At 69.9% G+C, this 18410-nt stretch carries 16 protein-coding genes; 3 read left to right on the top strand and 13 right to left on the bottom strand.

The window, feature by feature from the left end:
- Positions 1–135: 135 nt before the first annotated feature.
- Positions 136–1098: an SDR family NAD(P)-dependent oxidoreductase gene (locus ACWDA7_RS39595; RefSeq protein WP_450611203.1), complete on the bottom strand. Its 963-nt coding sequence runs from the start codon at positions 1096–1098 to the stop codon at positions 136–138.
- Positions 1099–1214: 116 nt separating this feature from the next.
- Between ACWDA7_RS39595 and ACWDA7_RS39590 the strand changes: the two genes are divergently transcribed.
- Positions 1215–2162, top strand: coding sequence for an AraC family transcriptional regulator (locus tag ACWDA7_RS39590; RefSeq protein WP_450611201.1), 948 nt, complete (start codon positions 1215–1217; stop codon positions 2160–2162).
- Positions 2163–2309: 147 nt separating this feature from the next.
- Here ACWDA7_RS39590 and ACWDA7_RS39585 read toward each other — a convergent pair whose 3' ends face one another.
- The 3 genes from ACWDA7_RS39585 to ACWDA7_RS39575 form a co-directional block, all read right to left on the bottom strand.
- Positions 2310–3050: an SIR2 family NAD-dependent protein deacylase gene (locus tag ACWDA7_RS39585; RefSeq protein WP_450611200.1), complete on the bottom strand. Its 741-nt coding sequence runs from the start codon at positions 3048–3050 to the stop codon at positions 2310–2312.
- Between the two features lie 75 nt (positions 3051–3125).
- Positions 3126–3617 carry an NUDIX domain-containing protein gene (locus ACWDA7_RS39580; protein WP_450611198.1) on the bottom strand — a complete coding sequence of 164 codons (492 nt, stop codon included), beginning with the start codon at positions 3615–3617 and terminating at the stop codon, positions 3126–3128.
- A 58-nt stretch (positions 3618–3675) separates the two neighbouring features.
- Entirely contained in the window at positions 3676–4746 is a 1071-nt protein-coding gene (locus tag ACWDA7_RS39575; protein WP_450611196.1) for an ADP-ribosylglycohydrolase family protein, read from the bottom strand.
- 140 nt (positions 4747–4886) lie between these two features.
- Between ACWDA7_RS39575 and ACWDA7_RS39570 the strand changes: the two genes are divergently transcribed.
- Entirely contained in the window at positions 4887–6053 is a 1167-nt protein-coding gene (locus ACWDA7_RS39570) for a glycerate kinase (RefSeq protein WP_450611194.1), read from the top strand.
- 117 nt (positions 6054–6170) lie between these two features.
- On the opposite strand, the gene pssA is transcribed toward ACWDA7_RS39570, so the two are convergent.
- From pssA to ACWDA7_RS39525, 9 genes are all read right to left on the bottom strand, one after another.
- Positions 6171–6992 (bottom strand): CDP-diacylglycerol--serine O-phosphatidyltransferase, encoded by an 822-nt coding sequence (gene pssA / locus ACWDA7_RS39565; RefSeq protein WP_450611205.1) that lies wholly within the window; start codon positions 6990–6992, stop codon positions 6171–6173.
- A gap of 22 nt (positions 6993–7014) precedes the next feature.
- Positions 7015–7671 (bottom strand): phosphatidylserine decarboxylase, encoded by a 657-nt coding sequence (locus tag ACWDA7_RS39560; protein WP_432939673.1) that lies wholly within the window; start codon positions 7669–7671, stop codon positions 7015–7017.
- Positions 7672–7841: 170 nt separating this feature from the next.
- Complete coding sequence (locus ACWDA7_RS39555; protein ID WP_450611192.1) at positions 7842–9047, bottom strand: acyl-CoA dehydrogenase family protein; 1206 nt, start codon at positions 9045–9047, stop codon at positions 7842–7844.
- On the bottom strand, positions 9047–9559 hold the full coding sequence (locus ACWDA7_RS39550; RefSeq protein ID WP_359398178.1) for a MaoC family dehydratase: 513 nt from the start codon (positions 9557–9559) through the stop codon (positions 9047–9049). Before ACWDA7_RS39550 ends, ACWDA7_RS39555 begins: the two co-directional genes overlap by 1 nt.
- Before the next feature lie 5 nt (positions 9560–9564).
- Entirely contained in the window at positions 9565–10530 is a 966-nt protein-coding gene (locus tag ACWDA7_RS39545) for an HpcH/HpaI aldolase/citrate lyase family protein (RefSeq protein WP_450611190.1), read from the bottom strand.
- A complete protein-coding gene (locus tag ACWDA7_RS39540; protein ID WP_450611188.1) occupies positions 10527–12611 on the bottom strand; it encodes a protein meaA in 2085 nt (694 codons plus the stop codon). Before ACWDA7_RS39540 ends, ACWDA7_RS39545 begins: the two co-directional genes overlap by 4 nt.
- A gap of 18 nt (positions 12612–12629) precedes the next feature.
- The gene (ccrA, locus tag ACWDA7_RS39535; protein ID WP_360994485.1) at positions 12630–13967 is read right to left on the bottom strand and encodes a crotonyl-CoA carboxylase/reductase; all 1338 of its coding nucleotides are present in this window, start codon (positions 13965–13967) and stop codon (positions 12630–12632) included.
- A gap of 429 nt (positions 13968–14396) precedes the next feature.
- A complete protein-coding gene (locus tag ACWDA7_RS39530) occupies positions 14397–15227 on the bottom strand; it encodes a TetR family transcriptional regulator (protein ID WP_450611185.1) in 831 nt (276 codons plus the stop codon).
- A 118-nt stretch (positions 15228–15345) separates the two neighbouring features.
- A complete protein-coding gene (locus ACWDA7_RS39525; RefSeq protein ID WP_432934457.1) occupies positions 15346–17151 on the bottom strand; it encodes a 3-hydroxybutyryl-CoA dehydrogenase in 1806 nt (601 codons plus the stop codon).
- A 356-nt stretch (positions 17152–17507) separates the two neighbouring features.
- Between ACWDA7_RS39525 and ACWDA7_RS39520 the strand changes: the two genes are divergently transcribed.
- Positions 17508–18083 (top strand): adenylosuccinate lyase, encoded by a 576-nt coding sequence (locus ACWDA7_RS39520; RefSeq protein WP_450611182.1) that lies wholly within the window; start codon positions 17508–17510, stop codon positions 18081–18083.
- Positions 18084–18410 lie beyond the last annotated feature (327 nt).

Here is an 18410-nt window from a genome sequence, read left to right as displayed (position 1 = left end):
GAGGTCCCTTACCGACTCGACGACACGGGCCGCAAACGCGTACCCCAGCTGCCTACGGCAGCGTATGACCCTGCCTGGGCCTGCACTCACGCCCGGCACCGCCGCCTCACCGGCTCCGCTCGCCGCGGGCGGACGTCAGCGGCGTACGGCGTCGGCGGCCTGGTCCCACAGCCGGTCCGCCGCCTGCTGGTCGAGGGCGTGAGCGGCCACCCGGCTGGGCCGGTTGTCGCCGTCCGATACGACCGGTGCCTCCTGGTTGTCCTCGAAGTAGCGGCCGGTCACGCCCTTGACCAGCGGCGATGCGGCCAGCAGCACGGATGTCGCGGCGCCCTGGGCCGGGGTCTTGTAGTACGGCAGCGGAGTCAGGTTCCCCTCGTCGTCCATCACGCCGAACGAGCGCATGGTGTCGTCGTCGAGATGGCGCTGGAGGTTGGTGAGGATGTATCCGGGGGCGACCGCATTGGCCGTGATGCCGTCGTCCGCCCACCGGCGGGCACCCACGGCGAGGAGCACATCGGCCGTCTTGGACTGTCCGTAGGCCACCCAGGGGTCGTACGGACGCCGCTCGAAGTGCGGGTCGTCGAAGTCGAAGGGCGAGTTCAGGTGGGCCCCGGAACTGACGACCACGACGCGCGCCGAGCCCGACGCGCGCAGCGCGGGGTGGAGGGCGTCGGCGAGGGCGAAGTGACCGAGGAAGTTGGTGGCGAGTTGCAGCTCCCAGCCCTCTGCGCTGACCTGTCGCGTGGGAAGCGCCATGATCCCGGCGTTGGCCACGAGGATGTCCAGCGGACCGCGCCACGCCCGCGCGAAGGCCAGGGCGGAGTCGATGTCCGCCAGGTCGAGCGCCTCGGCCCGCACGGATCCGGCACCAGGGGCGGCAGCGAGTTCACGGACCAGCGGTTCGGCGGTCTCCGGACGACGGGTGGCCACGGTGACCTCCGCGCCGGCGACGGCGAGGGCCCGGACCGTCTCGGTACCGATACCGGAGGCGCCGCCGGTGACCACGGCGCGGCGTCCGGTGAGGTCCACACCGTCGATCACCTCGGCGGCCGTGGCGTGGGAGTGGAAGGGGGTGGTGAGTCGGGATTCGGCGTTCACGGGCAGTCTTTCCTGAGGTGCGATGTCACGTACGCCACTCACCGTAGGACCGCACCGCTGGACGATGTATAACTTGTCGTCCGAACTTCTTCAGCCATCGTCCAGAGGAGGTGCTCATGGATCCACTGGAGGACGTGCTGGCCCTCCTGGAGACGCGCAGCCATCTGTCGACCGCCCTGGCGGCGGGAGGGCGCTGGGCCGTGCGGTTCGCCCCACCCTCCGGCGTGAAGTTCAACGCCGTCAGACGCGGACGGTGCCGGCTGGAGGTCGACGGGCTCCCGGAACCGATCGAGCTGGTGGCCGGCGACTGCTACCTGCTCACTCGCCCGCTGCGCTTCACCCTGAGCAGTGACCCCGAGGCCACCGCGGTGGACGCCGGCCCCGTCTTCGCGAGGGCGACGGGCGGCGTCGCGCGGGTCGGTACCGGTGACGATGTGTACCTGATCGGCGGCCGCTTCTCCTTTGGCGAGCGGGCGCAGGAGCTGCTGCTGGACGGGCTGCCCCCGGTCGTCCACGTGCCCGCGGGAACCGAGCAGGCGGATGCCGTGGAGTGGGCGCTGACCGCCATCGAACAGGAACTGCACCACAGGCCGCCGGCCTCGACGCTGGTCGCCGAGCACCTCGCCGTCGTCATGCTCATCCACGTTCTGCGGCTGCACCTCGCCCGTCAGCCGCACGCGGTGTCGGGGTGGCTGTCCGGCCTCGCCGACCCCGTGGTGGCCGCGGCGCTGGCGTCGATGCACGAAGACCCGGTGCGTTCCTGGACGGTGGCCGAACTGGCGCAAGCGAGCGCCGTGTCGCGGTCCACGCTGGCGGCGCGCTTCAAGGAGACGGTCGGGCAGGGACCGCTGGAGTACCTGACCCGCTGGCGGATCGAACTCGCCTCCCGGCAGCTGCGGGCGAGCACCGACACGGTCGCCCTCATCGCGCACTCGGTCGGATACGGGTCGGAGAGCGCACTCAGCGTGGCCTTCAAGCGCGTCACGGGAATGTCGCCCGGCGCGTACCGCAAGCAGGCGGGCGCGTTCTCGGACCCCGGCGCCGCGCTGGCGGGCGCGGACTGACACGGGGTGACCTGGCGGGCCCCAGCGCGAGCCACCCCATGCTGGCCTGCGACGTCTCCGGCCCCCCGGGAGAGACCCCGCCCCCCGAGCAGCGGCGACGGGGCGGGGTCGAGACGCTCGGCGACCACGGACGGCTCGGGGCCGCGGTCAGCCCTGGCCGCTCGCGGCGGTCAGGCCGCGCAGTAGTTCGGGCAGCGCGGCGCCGATCGGCTCGCGGACGATCTCCTCGGCGCGGTCGTCGTACGGTGTCGGCTCCGCGTTGACGATGATCAGGCGGGCTCCGTGGTCGGCCGCCACGCCCGCGAGCCCGGCGGCGGGCTGCACCTGCAGGCTGCTGCCGACGGCGATGAACACCTGGCACGCCTTGGTGATGGCGACGGCCTCGCCGAGCACGACCGGGTCGAGTCGTTCACCGAACATCACGGTGGCCGATTTGAGGATGCCGCCGCAGTTCAGGCAGGGCGGGTCCTCCTCGCCAGCCTCGACGCGGGCGAGGGCGTCCTCCATGGGGCCGCGGGCATGACAATTCGTGCACACGAAGCTGCGGGCGCTGCCGTGCAGTTCCAGGACCTTGCGGGCGGGCATTCCGGCGAGCTGGTGGAGCCCGTCGACGTTCTGCGTGATGACCCGCACGGGCACCCCGGAGTGCTCCAGCTCGGCCACGGCGCGGTGCGCGGCGTTGGGCTCGGCCTTGAGTGTGCGGTTCTTGCGCCGCATCTGCCAAGAGCGCCGCCGGATCTCGGGATCGCCCATGTAGTACTCGTACGTCACGAGCTTCTCGGCTTCGGGGTCCTTCCGCCACAGGCCGTTGGGCCCGCGGTAGTCGGGGATCCCGGAATCCGTCGAGATACCGGCACCACTGAGGATCGCGACGCGGGGCTTGGTCATGGGACCGAGCGTAGGGCGGACCGCCGCGGGGCGGCGAACGGATATCGGCGCTCCGCGGAGGAAGGGCGGGACGGGTCAGCCGACCCGGTGGCCGTTCTCCAGTTCCGCCGTGCCCGGGCCGGCGGCGAGGACGTCCAGTGCGGCCAGCACACGGCGGCCCAGGGTGCCGGGCAGATACTCGGTGAGTTCCTCGCGCGGCACGAGGCGCCAGGACAGCAGCTCCTCTTCCTGAAGGCGGATCGCCTTGAGAGCCTCTTCGTCGAGGACTCCGCCGTCGTAGAGGTACGCGACCAGCGGCGGGCGTCCCGTGAAGTGCACCCAGTCCACGGCGAGCAGCCGGCCGAGCTCGATGTCGAGACCGATCTCCTCCAGCGTCTCGCGGCGCGCGCCCTGGCGCGGGGTCTCGCCGTCGTCCGACTCGATGGTGCCGCCCGGCAGCGCCCAGCCCTCGCGGTAGTTGGGCTCGACGAGCAGCACCCGCCCCGCGCCGTCCTGGAACAGTACGGCGGCCCCGGCGAGGACGCGGGGGAGGCCCGCGATGTATGTGGCGAAGTCTGGAGTGCTCATTGATGAAGCGTATCGAGCCGCCGTGGACGTCCCGCCCGGTCCCCCGACGGCCGGCGGCTCACCGCGATTCCGTGTGCGCGAGGCGCAGCGTTCGGTCCGCCAGTTCGCTGATACTTACGCAGTCGAAGCCGAAGACCGCGCTGCGCACCGTGTCCTCGAGGGGGTCCTTCCATTGCGCGGGGATGGCCTGCGCCCCGGTGAGGACTCCGGCTACCGAGCCGGCGGTGGCGCCGTTGGAGTCGGTGTCCAGGCCGCCCCGGACGGTCAGCGTGATCGTGCGGGTGAAGTCGCCGTCGCCGTACAGAAGCCCGGCCGTGAGTACCGCGGCGTTGGGGACGGTGTGGATCCAGCCGAGTCCGGCCGTCTCCTCGGCGACCGTGTCTAGCGTCTCCTCCCAGCTCAGCCGGGTCTCGTGGAGCGAGACGACCCGGCGCACGGTGCGGGCGAGGCGGCTGCCGGCCGGGATCACGGTCAGCGCGGAGTCCAGCGCGTGCCGGACCGTGGGCGCGGTGAACGCCGCCGAGATCAGCGCGGCCGCCCACATCGCGCCGTACACGCCGTTGCCGGTGTGGGACAGGACGGCGTCCCGGCGCGCCAGTGAGGCGGCCTGGTAGGGGACGCCGGGGCGGGTCCAGCCGTAGACGTCGGCGCGGATCAGGGCGCCGATCCACTCCTGGTAGGGGTTGTCGTACGTGGCCGTGAGCGGGGGTTTCAGTCCGTTGGCGAGGTTGCGGTAGGCGGCCCGCTCGGCCGTGAACGTCTGCAGATACGGCAGCCGCAGCAGCCACAGGTCGCCCACCTGCTCGGTGCCGAAGCCGAAGCCGTGCGTCTCGAGCAGGTCGAGGCCGAGGATCGCGTAGTCGACGTCGTCGTCGCGGCAGCTTCCGTGGATGCGGCCGCGTACACACTGGCGCCACTCCGGCCGCAACTCGAAGCCGTCGCTCTCGGTGGCGGGCTCCGGCAGGTAGTCGGTGAGCGGCAGGGCCGAGGCCTGCCGCAGGTAGCGGTCGATGCGCTCCCGCGTCCACAGGTCGCCCTGCTCGACCGGCTTGCCGAGCATGTTGCCCGCGATCCGGCCGAGCCAGCCTCCGAGGATGCGGTCGGCGAGCTCGATGCCCTCAGGGGTCATGGCTGAAGGTCTACCCATTTCCACAGGCCCTTGCGCGGGGTCCCGGGGGCCGGACGGGGCATGGCGGCCGGCGCGCCCGTTGGTTAAGGTCGCAGTGGCGCGACTGCCTTGACATGCGCAAGGCTCGAAGAGCAAGGGGAATGCGGGTGGCGGACGCTGCTGTGAAAGGCACTCGGACGGCACATCGGGTGCTCATCGCCGCTGACAAGTTCAAGGGCTCACTGACGGCCGTACAGGTTGCGGAGCGGGTCGCGACGGGACTGCGCAGAGTGGTGCCGGGGCTGGAGATCGAGGCGCTGCCCGTGGCCGACGGGGGCGACGGCACCGTGGACGCGGCTGTCGCGGCCGGGTTCGAGCGGCGTGAGGTATGGGTTGCGGGGCCGCTCGGCCATGAGGTGACGGCCGCGTTCGCGCTGCGCGGCGACACCGCGGTCGTGGAGATGGCCGAGGCCAGCGGGCTGCAGCGGCTGCCGGCCGGGGTGTATGCGCCGCTGACCGCGTCCACGTACGGCTCCGGGGAACTGCTGCGCGCCGCGCTCGACGCCGGGGCGCGCACGATCGTGTTCGGGGTCGGCGGCAGCGCGACGACGGACGGGGGCGCGGGGATGCTGTCCGCGCTCGGGGCGCGGTTCCTGGACGTGGACGGGGAGCCGGTGACGCCGGGCGGCGGCGGACTGGCCGCCCTCGCCCGAGCCGATCTGTCCGGGCTTGACCGGCGGCTGTCCTCGGTGGACCTGGTGCTGGCGAGCGATGTCGACAATCCGCTGACCGGGCCGAAGGGCGCGGCGGCGGTCTACGGGCCGCAGAAGGGTGCCTCGCCGGAGGACGTGGCGGTGCTGGACGCGGCGCTCGCGCACTACGCCAAGGTGCTGGGGGAGGCGACGGGTCCCGGGACGGCGGAGTACGCCACCTCGCCGGGGGCCGGAGCCGCGGGCGGTATCGGGTTCGGGGCGCTGGTGCTGGGTGCGCGTTTCCGGCCCGGTATCGAGGTCATGCTGGACGTCCTGGGCTTCGCTCCGGCGCTCGAGCGGGCCTCGCTGGTGATCACGGGCGAGGGGTCGCTGGATCGGCAGACACTGCACGGCAAGGCGCCGGCGGGGGTCGCTGCGGCCGCGCGGGCCGCCGGCAAGGAGGTGGTCGCGGTGTGCGGCCGGCTGGCGCTGCCCAGGGAAGCGCTGGCGGGGGCCGGGATCCGGCGCGCGTACCCGCTGACCGAGGTCGAACCGGATGTCGCGAGGTGCATCGCGGATGCGGGACCGATTCTGGAGCGGGTGGCGGAGCGGATCGCGCGCGACTTCCTGAGCTGAGCCGAGCCCGGACGGGCCCCGGCCCCCGCTGGGGGCGACCGCTTCCGGGCGCGGCCACAAAGCGAAGGGCCCCGAACCCATCCGGGTCCGGGGCCCTCGTACACGACGAGCGCAGTGCTACGGGAGCTGCGCCGCACGCGCCTCTCGGCGGTTGTCGCGGAAGTTGTTCACGCGGCGAGCGGTCGCGAAGAGCGGGATGACCGCCCCCATGACCAGCTGCAGCGCGCAGCCCGTCTGGAGCAGGAGCTGGCCGCTCGGCGCGTCGAAGGCCCAGGCCACCAGGAGGCCCATCGACAGCACGATCCAGAACAGCATGGCCACCGCGAGACGGCCGCGCGGCTTCGGGTACTCCACCCGGCTCACCATCAGCCACGCCGTGCCCAGGATCGCCAGGAGCGTGGCGAAGAAGGGCAGCTCCAGCAGGACGATGGAGACCACCGTGAGCGCACCGAACGGTGAGGGCATGCCCTGGAACATGCCGTTCGTCGGTGTCACACACGAGAAGCGCGCGAGCCGAAGCACGACCGCGAGCAGCACCACGATCGCCCCGACCGCGGCCACTCTCTGGTGCGCGTCGTCGGCGACCATGCCGTAGACCAGGACGAAGTAGGCCGGAGCCAGACCGAAGCTGATCAGATCGGAGAGGTTGTCGAGTTCGGCGCCCATGGGGGAGGAGCGCAGCTTCCTCGCCACCAGGCCGTCGAACAGGTCGAAGACCGCGGCGCAGAGCATAAGGATCACGGCCGTGGCAGCGCTGTGCCGGGCCATGCCCGCCGACTGGTCGTCGCCCGTCAGGTGCGGGATCAGGATGCCGGTGGTGGTGAAGTACACCGCCATGAACCCGCAGGTGGCGTTGCCTAGGGTGAGGGTGTCCGCTATCGAGAGGCGGAGTGAGAGCGGCATCTCCTCCTCGTCGGACACCTCGTCGGCCTCCGGCACCCAGTCGGACTTGGTATCGGGATCAATCACGGTCAAGACGAGTCACCCCAGCCACGGTCTTCTGCCCGACCTCGACCGCGACCTCCACGCCCTCGGGCAGGTAGAGGTCGACGCGCGAGCCGAAGCGGATCAGACCGATGCGGTCGCCCTGCTCGACCTTCGTGCCCTGCGGGATGTAGGGGACGATACGGCGGGCCACCGCGCCGGCGATCTGGATCATCTCGATGTCGCCGAGTTCGGTGTCGAAGTGCCAGACTACGCGCTCGTTGTTCTCGCTCTCCTTGTTGAAAGCGGGAACAAAGCCGCCAGGGACGTGCTCGACCGACGTGACGGTGCCGGCCAGCGGCGCGCGGTTCACGTGGACGTTGAGCGGGCTCATGAAGATCGCGACGCGGGTGCGTCCGTCCTTCCACGGCATGATGCTCTGCACCACACCGTCGGCGGGCGAGATGACCCGGCCCTGAGCGATCTCGCGCTCGGGGTCGCGGAAGAACCACAGCATGCCCGCCGCGAGGGCGGTGGCGGGCACGGCCACGGCCCTGGCAGCGCCGGAGCGGCGTGCACGGGCCAGGCTGAGCGCTGCGGTGGCAACGGTCGGGAGAAGCCACGGCGATGCTCCGCGCGCGAGGCGTACGCTGACAAGGCTGTCCCGTGGTGCAGAGGTTTGGCTGTGGGGCATGGATGACCTTCGTAGCGGATGATGCCGCGCTTCAACGGGGGACGGCGGCTTTCCGGCGATCGTACCGGTCGCGGACCGCAACTGGGCAAGCCAGGAAGCCGAGTCGGCGGCCGAAGGAGGTTGACGGGGTGTGATCTTCTTCGCGAAGAAAACACCCCGTATCAGGATATCTAGCCCTGGAGTCGATACTCTTCGAGCAGTCGGCGGCCGATGATCATTTTCTGGATCTCGGCGGTACCCTCGCCGATCAGCAGCATCGGGGCCTCGCGGTAGAGCCTCTCGATCTCGTACTCCTTCGAGAAGCCGTAGCCGCCGTGGATCCGGAAGGCGTCCTCCACGACCTCCTTGCAGTACTCGGAGGCCAGGTACTTCGCCATGCCCGCCTCGAGGTCGTTTCGCTCCCCGGAGTCCTTTTTGCGTGCCGCGTTCACCATCATGGCATGCGCGGCTTCGACCTTGGTGGCCATTTCCGCCAGTTTGAACTGAATGGCCTGATGCTGGGCGATCGGCTTGCCGAAGGTGTGTCGCTGCTGGGCGTACGCGACGCCGAGCTCGAAGGCACGCTGAGCGACGCCGCAGCCACGCGCCGCGACGTTTACCCGGCCGACCTCGACGCCGTCCATCATTTGGTAAAACCCGCGGCCGGTGACCCCGCCGAGCACCCGGTCGGCCGGAATGCGCAGTCCGTCCATGATCAGTTCCGTGGTGTCGACACCCTTGTAACCCATCTTGTCGATCTTGCCGGGGATGGTGAGGCCGGGGCGGACCTCGCCGAAGCCGGGCTCCTTCTCGACCAGGAAGGTCGTCATCGACTTGTGGGGCGCGGTGCCCTCGGGGTGTCCTTCGTCACTCCGGACGAGCACGGCGACGAGCGTGGACGTGCCGCCGTTCGTCAGCCACATCTTCTGGCCGTTCAGGACGTACTCCTCGCCGTCCTTCACCGCCTTGGACGTGATCGCCGACACATCGGAGCCGAGGCCGGGCTCGGACATCGAGAAGGCACCGCGGATCTCGCCGAGGGCCATCTTCGGAAGGAAGTGGTCCTTCTGCTCCTCGGTGCCGTGCTGCTTGAGCATGTACGCCACGATGAAGTGCGTGTTGATGATGCCGGAGACCGACATCCAGCCGCGGGCGATCTCCTCCACGCACAGCGCGTAGGTCAGCAGCGACTCGCCCAGGCCCCCGTACTCCTCGGGGATCATCAGACCGAACAGCCCCAGCTCCTTGAGGCCGTCGACGATCTGCTGCGGGTACTCGTCGCGGTGCTCCAGCTCGGTCGCGACGGGGATGATCTCCTTGTCCACGAAGTCGCGGACGGTGGAGAGGATCTCCTGCTGGACGTCTGTCAGACCGTGGGTCTGGGCGAGGCGACTCATCACTTCTCCTGGGACTTGAGCTCCGGGCGGCCGGGCTGCTCGCCGCCGCGCTCCTTGATGTACGTCTCGGTGGGGACCATCACCTTGCGGCGGAACACGCACACCAGCGTGCCGTCCTGCTTGTAGCCCTTGGTCTCGACGTGGACGATGCCGCGGTCGTTCTTCGACTTCGACGGCCACTTGTCCAGCACGGTGGTCTCGCCGTAGATCGTGTCGCCGTGGAACGTCGGCGCCACGTGCTTGAGCGACTCGATCTCCAGGTTGGCGATCGCCTTGCCGGAGATGTCCGGGACGGACATGCCGAGCAGCAGCGAGTAGATGTAGTTGCCGACGACGACGTTCTGGCCGAAGTCCGTCGTCTTCTCCGCATAGTTCGTGTCCATGTGGAGCGGGTGGTGGTTCATGGTGAGGAGACAGAACAGGTGGTCGTCGTACTCCGTGACCGTCTTGCCCGGCCAGTGCTTGTACGTCGCCCCGACCTCGAACTCCTCGTAGGTGCGTCCGAACTGCATGGCGCTCAGGCCTCCGGGATCTCGAACGTGCTGGTGCGCTGCATGCCGGCTGCGCGTCCCTTGCCCGCGATGACCAGGGCCATCTTGCGGCTGGCCTCGTCGATCATCTCGTCGCCGAGCATCGCCGAACCCTTCTTGCCACCCGCCTCGGACGTGTAGTAGTCGTACGCGTCCAGGATCAGCTCGGCGTGGTCGTAGTCCTCCTGGGCCGGCGAGAACACCTCGTTGGCGGCGTCCACCTGACCCGGGTGGAGCACCCACTTGCCGTCGAAGCCGAGTGCGGCGGCACGACCCGCCACCTCGCGGAAGCCGTCGACGTTGCGGATCTGCAGGTAGGGGCCGTCGATCGCCTGGAGGTTGTTGGCGCGGGCGGCCATGAGGATCTTCATCAGGATGTAGTGGTAGGCGTCCGCCGGGTAGCCGGGCGGCTGCTCGCCCACGACCAGCGACTTCATGTTGATCGACGCCATGAAGTCGGCCGGGCCGAAGATGATCGTCTCGATACGCGAGGAGGCCTGGGCGATCTCATTGACGTTGTTGAGGCCCTGAGCGTTCTCGATCTGCGCCTCGATGCCGATCCGGCCGACCTCGAAGCCCATGGTCTTCTCGATCTGGGTCAGCAGCAGGTCGAGCGCCACGATCTGCTGGGCGTCCTGCACCTTCGGCAGCATGATGCAGTCCAGGTTCGGACCCGCGCCCTCGACCACCGTCACGACGTCGCGGTACGTCCACTCGGTCGTCCAGTCGTTGACCCGCACGACCCGCGTCTTGCCCGTCCAGTCGCCCTCGTTGAGGAACTTGACGATGGTGTGCCGCGCCTCGGGCTTGGCCAGCGGCGCGCACGCGTCCTCCAGGTCGAGGAAGACCTGGTCGGCGGGGAGGCCCTGCGCCTTCTCCAGGAAGCGGGGGTTCGAGCCCGGTACCGCCAGGCAGGAGCGCCGCGGACGAAGGCGGTTGACAGGGGTTGTCATGCGGGGACCTCCAGAGGGTCGAGCTTGTTCGCTTTCCGGATCTCGTCGACGATACGGCCGATGATTCCGGTGATGTCGAAGTCCTTCGGGGTGAAGACCGCGGCCACTCCAGCGGCCCTGAGCTGCTCGGCGTCGGCGCTGGGAATGATTCCGCCCGCGATCACCGGAATGTCGGTGGCGCCGGCCTCGCGCAGCCGGTCCAGCACGTCCGGCACCAACTGCGCGTGGGAGCCGGAGAGGATGGACAGGCCCACCGCGTGCACGTCCTCCGCGAGGGCGGCGTCCACTATCTGTTCGGGCGTCAGCCTGATGCCCTGGTAGACCACCTCGAACCCGGCGTCGCGGGCCCGTACGGCGATCTGCTCGGCGCCGTTGGAGTGCCCGTCCAGGCCCGGCTTGCCCACCAGGAAGCGGAGCTTGCCGATGCCGAGGTCCTGGGCCGTCAGATCCACCTTGCGGCGCACCTGGGCCAGCGCCGTGCCCTCCTCGGCGGCCACCGCGACCGGGGCGGACGACACGCCGGTCGGTGCGCGGAACTCGCCGAACACCTCGCGCAGTGCGCCGGCCCACTCCCCGGTCGTGACCCCGGCGCGGGCACACTCCAGGGTGGCCTCCATCAGGTTCTCGCTGCCCTTGGCCGCCTCCTTCAGCCGCTCCAGCGCCTTGCAGGGGCGGGGGTGGTTGAACGGCGGCTGGTAGCGGGTGTCGCGCCAGTGCTGGAGGGAGGCGATGACGCGTGCCTCGACTGCCGGGTCGACCGTCTGGATCGCGGTGTCCAGGTCGGCCGTCAGCGGGTTGGGCTCGGTCGTCTCGAAGATATTGACGCCGATGATCTTCTCCTGGCCGCCCTCGATACGAGCCCTGCGCTCGGCGTGCGAGGCGACGAGCTGCGACTTGAGGTAGCCCGACTCGACGGCGGCCATCGCGCCGCCCATCTCCTGGATCCGCTCGATCTCGGCGAACGACTCCTCGACCAGTTCGCCGACCTTGGCCTCGATGACCTTCGAGCCCTCGAAGATGTCCTCGTACTCCAGCAGGTCGCTCTCGTGCGCGAGTACTTGCTGGATGCGCAGCGACCACTGCTGGTCCCAGGGCCGGGGCAGGCCCAGCGCCTCGTTCCAGGCCGGGAGCTGCACGGCACGCGCGCGTGCGTCCTTGGAGAGGGTCACCGCCAGCATCTCCAGCACGATCCGCTGGACGTTGTTCTCCGGCTGTGCCTCCGTCAGGCCCAGGGAGTTGACCTGGACGCCGTAGCGGAAGCGGCGGTGCTTGGGGTCCTGGATGCCGTACCGCTCACGAGTGATCCGGTCCCAGATGCGGCCGAACGCCCGCATCTTGCACATCTCCTCGATGAAGCGGACGCCCGCGTTCACGAAGAAGGAGATACGGCCGACGACATCGCCCATGCGCTCCTGCGGCACCTGGCCGCTGTCGCGCACCGCGTCGAGGACGGCGATCGCGGTGGACATCGCGTACGCGATCTCCTGCACCGGCGTGGCGCCCGCCTCCTGCAGGTGGTAGCTGCAGATGTTGATCGGGTTCCACTTCGGGATGTGGGAGACCGTGTACGCGATCATGTCCGTCGTCAGCCGGAGCGAAGGCCCCGGCGGGAAGACATGCGTACCGCGCGACAGGTACTCCTTGACGATGTCGTTCTGGGTCGTGCCCTGGAGCTTGGTGATGTCCGCGCCCTGCTCCTCCGCGACGACCTGGTAGAGCGCCAGCAGCCACATGGCCGTGGCGTTGATGGTCATCGAGGTGTTCATCTGCTCCAGGGGTATGTCCTGGAACAGCCGACGCATGTCACCGAGGTGCGCGATCGGCACGCCGACCCGGCCGACCTCGCCGCGGGCGAGGATGTGGTCGGAGTCGTAGCCGGTCTGAGTCGGCAGGTCGAACGCCACCGACAGGCCGGTCTGGCCCTTGGCGAGGTTGCGCCGGTACAGCTCGTTGGACGCCTCGGCCGTGGAGTGACCGGCGTACGTGCGCATCAGCCACGGGCGGTCCTTGCTCTTCTGGGCCTGCGGCTCTTTCGACGCAGGCGCGGCCTCGGCCGCGGGCGCTTTCTGACGCTCAGTCATCTATGACCTCCGGTGTCCTCAGATGTTCCGGAAGCGGTTGATGGCGTCGAGGTGCTTGGCGCGCATCTCCCCGTCGCGCACGCCCAGGCCCTCCTCGGGGGCGAGGCACAGCACGCCGACCTTGCCCTGGTGGAGGTTGCGGTGCACGTCGAACGCGGCCTGACCGGTCTCGTCCAACGAGTACACCTTCGACAGCGTCGGGTGGATCTTGCCCTTCGCGATGAGCCGGTTGGCCTCCCAGGCCTCGCGGTAGTTGGCGAAGTGCGAGCCGATGATCCGCTTCAGGGACATCCACAGGTAGCGGTTGTCGTACTCGTGGTTGTAGCCCGAAGTCGATGCGCAGGTGACGATCGTGCCGCCCTTGCGGGTGACGTAGACCGAGGCGCCGAAGGTCTCGCGGCCGGGGTGCTCGAAGACGATGTCGACGTCCTCGCCGCCGGTCAGCTCGCGGATGCGCTTGCCGAAGCGCTTCCACTCCTTCGGGTCCTGGGTGTGCTCGTCCTTCCAGAACTTGTAGTCCTCGGCGGTGCGGTCGATGATCGCCTCGGCACCCATCGAGCGGCAGATCTCCGCCTTGGCCGGCGAGGAGACGACACAGATGGGGTTGGCGCCGCCCGCGAGCGCGAACTGGGTCGCGTACGAACCGAGGCCGCCGCTCGCGCCCCAGATCAGCACGTTGTCGCCCTGCTTCATCTGGGCGCCGTTGCGGGAGACGAGCTGCCGGTAGGCGGTGGAGTTGACCAGGCCCGGGGCGGCGGCCTCCTCCCAGCTGAGGTGGCCGGGCTTCGGCATCAGCTGGTTGGACTTGACGAGCGCGATCTCGGCGAGGCCGCCGAAGTTGGTCTCGAAGCCCCAGATCCGCTGCTCGGGGTCGAGCATCGTGTCGTTGTGGCCGTCGGAGGACTCCAGTTCCACCGAGAGGCAGTGCGCGACGACCTCGTCGCCCGGCTGCCAGGCGTTGACGCCGGGGCCGGTGCGCAGGACCACGCCGGCGAGGTCGGAGCCGATGATGTGGTACGGCAGGTCGTGGCGCTTGGTGAGCTCGGAGAGCTTGCCGTAGCGCTCCAGGAAGCCGAAGGTCGGCAGCGGCTCGAAGATCGAGGTCCACACCGAGTTGTAGTTGACCGAGGATGCCATGACGGCCACCAGGGCCTCGCCCGGGCCGAGCTCGGGCAGCGGGACATCGTCCACGTGTATGGACTTGCGGGGGTCCTTGTCGCGGGTGGTGAGCCCGGCGAACATCTCCGTCTCGTCCTTGTGCACGGTCACCGCGCGGTACGACTCGGGGAGCGGGAGTGCGGCGAAGTCGGCGGACGTGGCCGTCCCCGACTGAATCGCGTCCAGGATGTCCTTCACGTTGTTGCCTCCGGCGAATGGCGTCTTGAGGGGAGACGCTGAGGGATACGTCGGTGCTGCTGCTGGTGTGAGCGGTGTGCCGTCGGTTCGGCTCAGTGGTGCTGTGGCAGCGCTTTGTGGCGCGAGAAGTTGCCTGTGACGCAGGCGTCCGGGCGCGCTCACCGAGGGAGGCTTGCGGGGACAGCCGGCGTACGAAAGGTCTCTGCACGCCGGCCGCCCGGACAAGACCAACGTATGGCACGGCGTGTCACCTCGCAAGGCACTGGGTGCCAGATATTGCTCTCAGATGAAATCTTTACGCAACAAATGAGCGATGATCGATCAAAGTTACTGACGAGTAGGGGCAAAAGGAACGGACCGGCGGCGGCATCGGATGCCGCCGCCGGTCCGTGGAGGGCGCCGAAGGGCTTTGTGAGGGCCCGGGTACTGCTAGGAGTGTTCCTTGAGTGCCTGTTCGATGGTCCGCATGACCTCGTCGAGCGGTGCGTCGGTCCTGGCCACCGTCACCAGCACCTCGCCCTGTGTCGCCACGGCGGCCGGCGCGGTGCGCGGCGCACTCCCGCGCCCGGCCCCGATCCCGGTGCCGAAGGTCCTGCGCACAATGGCGAAGGCATGGTCGAGCTGGGTCTCCACGTCCCCCTGACCGCCGGCCCGCAGCCAGCGCCGCAGGACGTGGTTGTGCGCGGTGACCACCGCCGACGCGGCGACCTCCGCCAGCAGCGGATCGTCGTTCGCGTCGTCGTCGTGCGCGTGCTCGTCGAAGTGGCCGAGCAGATAGCGGGTGAAGAGCCGCTCGTAGCGGGCGACCGAAGCGATCTCCGCCTCGCGCAGCGTCGGCACCTCCCGTGTCAGCTTGTAGCGCTGCACGGAGATCTCCGGTCGGGCCGCGTACATCTTCATGACTTCCTTGATGCCGCGGCACACGGTGTCCAGCGGGTGCTCGTGCGCCGGAGCGGCATTGAGCACCGCCTCGGCCCGCACCAGGGTGTCGTCGTGGTCCGGGAAGATCGCCTCTTCCTTGGAGCGGAAGTGGCGGAAGAAGGTGCGCCGGGCGACCCCGGCTGCCGCCGCGATCTCGTCGACGGTGGTTGCTTCGTACCCTTTCGTGGCGAACAGTTCCATCGCCGCGGCCGCCAGCTCCCGGCGCATCTTGAGCCGCTGGGCGGCGGCGCGACTGCCTGCGGCACTCTCCGGCGCGTCGGGAGCAGCTGGTGTACGTGAGGACTTGGCGGGCTGGGACATGACCCGAACGTACTGCATGCGTGCAGGATGATGCGCACGTCCGGGGTCACCCCCGCCCTGTGCGGGCGGGGGGTCGCCGTTCGGATCGAGCAGTCCGCCCCAGTCGGCGCCGCCTCGGAACCAGTCGCCGGGCCGGTCAGCGCTTGGCATATTCGCGGAAGCCACGGCCGGTCTTGCGGCCGAGGCAGCCCGCGGCCACCAGGTGTTCCAGGAGCGGAGCCGGGGCGAGGCCCGGGTCCCGGAACTCCCGGTGCAGCACCTTCTCGATGGCCAGCGAGACATCGAGGCCGACGACGTCGAGCAGTTCGAACGGGCCCATCGGGTAGCCGCCGCCCAGCTTCATCGCCGCGTCGATGTCGTCGAGGGACGCGTAGTGCTCCTGCACCATCTTGATCGCGTTGTTGAGGTACGGGAACAGCAGGGCGTTCACGATGAACCCGGCGCGGTCGCCGCAGTCGACCGGGTGCTTCTTGATCGAGGTGCACAGCTCGCGCACCGTCGCCTGCACATCGTCCGCGGTCAGCACGGTACTGACCACCTCGACCAGCTTCATGGCCGGGGCCGGGTTGAAGAAGTGCATGCCGATCACGTCCTGCGGGCGCGAGGTGGCCCGGGCACAGGCGACGACCGGCAGCGAGGAGGTGGTGGTGGCGAGGATCGCGCCGGGCTTGCAGACCTTGTCGAACGTGGCGAACAGCTGCCTCTTGATCTCCAGGTCCTCGGCGACCGCCTCCAGGGCCAGGTCGACGTCCGCGAAGTCGTCGTAGGAGCCCGTCGGCCGGATCCGGTCGAGCGTCTGGGCGGCCGCCTCGGAGGTCATCCGGCCCTTGTCGACCGAGCGAGCCAGCGACTTGCCGATCCGGGCCCGCGCGGCCTGGGCCTTCTCCTCGGTCCGGGCGGCGAGGACGACCTCGTACCCGGCCTTGGCGAAGACCTCGGCAATGCCGGAGGCCATGGTGCCCGAACCGGCGACGCCGACCGAGGCGACGGGACGGCCCTGCACCAGGGACGCGCCGTCCAGCGGGGTCAGCGCGTCGCGGACGACGACCGGGCTGCCGGGAGCCTCGTACGTGTAGAAGCCGCGCCCCGACTTACGGCCCGTCAGACCCGCATCGCTGAGCTGCCGGAGGATCGGCGCGGGAGCGTGCAGACGGTCGCGGGAGGCGGCGTACATGGCCTCCAGGACGGTGCGGGCCGTGTCGACGCCGATCAGGTCGAGCAGGGCGAGCGGGCCCATGGGAAGCCCGCAGCCCAGCTTCATCGCGGCGTCGATGTCCTCCCGCGAGGCGTACTTGGCCTCGTACATCGCGGCGGCCTGGTTGAGGTAGCCGAACAGCAGCCCGTCGGCGACGAATCCGGGCCGGTCGCCCACCGCGACGGGCTCCTTGCCCAGGTCGAGGGCGAGGTTGGTGACGGCGGTGACGGCGGCGGGCGCGGTCAGCACGGAGGAGACGACCTCGACCAGCCGCATCGCCGGCGCGGGGTTGAAGAAGTGGAGTCCGAGGACCCGCTCCGGATGGGCCGAGTCGGCCGCGAGACGCGTGACGGACAGGGCGTTGGTACCGGTGGCGAGGACGGCGTCCGGGCGCACGATGCCGTCGAGGGCGCGCAGGACCTGCTGCTTGATCTCGTACGACTCGGGCACCACTTCGATGACCAGATCGGCGTCGGCCGCGGCCCGCAGGTCGGTGAACGTCCGGAAACGGGCGAGGGCGTCGTCGCGTTCCTGCTCGGTCAGGCGACCGCGGTCGACCGCGCGGGCGGTGGCGGCCTCCAGGGCGGCGACGGCCTTGCCGGCCGCGATCTCACTGATGTCGATGCCGACGACCTCGCGGCCGGCCCGGGCCAGCACCTCGGCGATGCCGGTGCCCATGGTGCCGAGGCCGACGACGGCAATGGTCTTGAACGGGGACAGAGGGGTGTCGGACAGGGGAGTGGCCATCGCGGACTCCAAAAGAAGGTGACGACTGAGGAGTGCGCCCGGATCTGTCTACGGGCGCACACAGTGCGGTGGTTGCGGGTGTCTGCCGGGCTGACGAGCGCACACGCCCGGTGCCGTACACGGGCGTGCACACGCCCGTAGAAGTGATCCGACCGGCTCTGTCCCGGAGCCGGGTCGTACGAAGTACACGAAGTACCGAACCGACCAGCCTCACAGCGGCTGCGTCACCAGGCCGCTGCGAGTCGCACGAGTGGGTAACTCGCTCGATTGAGCTTAACCCGCGAGTAACGAGCGCGCCAGCCCCGAGTTTGTGATGCAGGTCCCCGGCTTTGGCGAGGGCCCCTAGGCTCGGCGATATGGACGAAGCGTCGCGATCCCTCACCGAGCGTGTCCGGACCGAGGCCGGTGGGTCCGCGGTGTACGAGCGGCTGATGGCGACCGACGACCCCGACGAGCTGGCCGCCGTGCTGGCCGAGCCCGGCCGGCCGCTGTGGGCCCGGGAGGTTGCCGCCTTCCGGCTGGGCATGGCGGGGGACCGGCGGGCGTTCGAGGCGCTCGTCCTGTTGCTCAACCACCGCGATCTGGCGCGCTGCGCCTCGGCCGCCCATGCCCTGGCCCGCCTCGGCGATCCGCGCACCGCCCGTGCCGCGGCCGCCCTCGCCACGAACGAACTGCGCGTCGCCTACGCCTTGCACCCCGTACGGCTGCTGGTCGAACTGCGCGCCCCCGAGGCCGTGCCCGCGTTGATCACCACCCTGCGGCGCAGGCTGGGGCCGCACGATCCCTACCGGAGGGTGGCACTGGCCTGCGTGGAGGGACTCGGCGCGCTCGGCGACGACCGGGCCAGGCCGGTGCTGAACGAAGCCCTCGCGTACCCGGCGCTCGCGGAGGCCGCGGTGCACGCGTTGGCGCGCATTCCCCGGCCCGGATGACCCCTCAGCCGGTCAGGTCCTTCATCGGGTTCCTCCGAGGATGCGCCGGCCTTCAGGCCGGGGAGGAATGGGACTCCTGCGGGGCAGGGCAGGGATGGCCGGATCGCCGTCGGGGCGATCCGGTGTCGGCCCCGCGCGGCGGTGATGTCGCCCACGGTGATCGAGAACTCTCAACTGTCAGTCCTCCCGGGTAGGTTCGGATGCATGACGACAGAAGCGACCGCGAAGGACACCGGGCATGCCCGGTACACCTTCCGTGTGCGCCTGTCGAATACGGCCAGGCGCCGGCTCGAAGCCGAGTGGGATCGCTGCCGCTGGGTCTGGAAC

The sequence above is a fragment of the Streptomyces sp. NPDC001156 genome (assembly GCF_053598275.1).
This window is presented reverse-complemented; position numbering and strand designations above follow the sequence as displayed.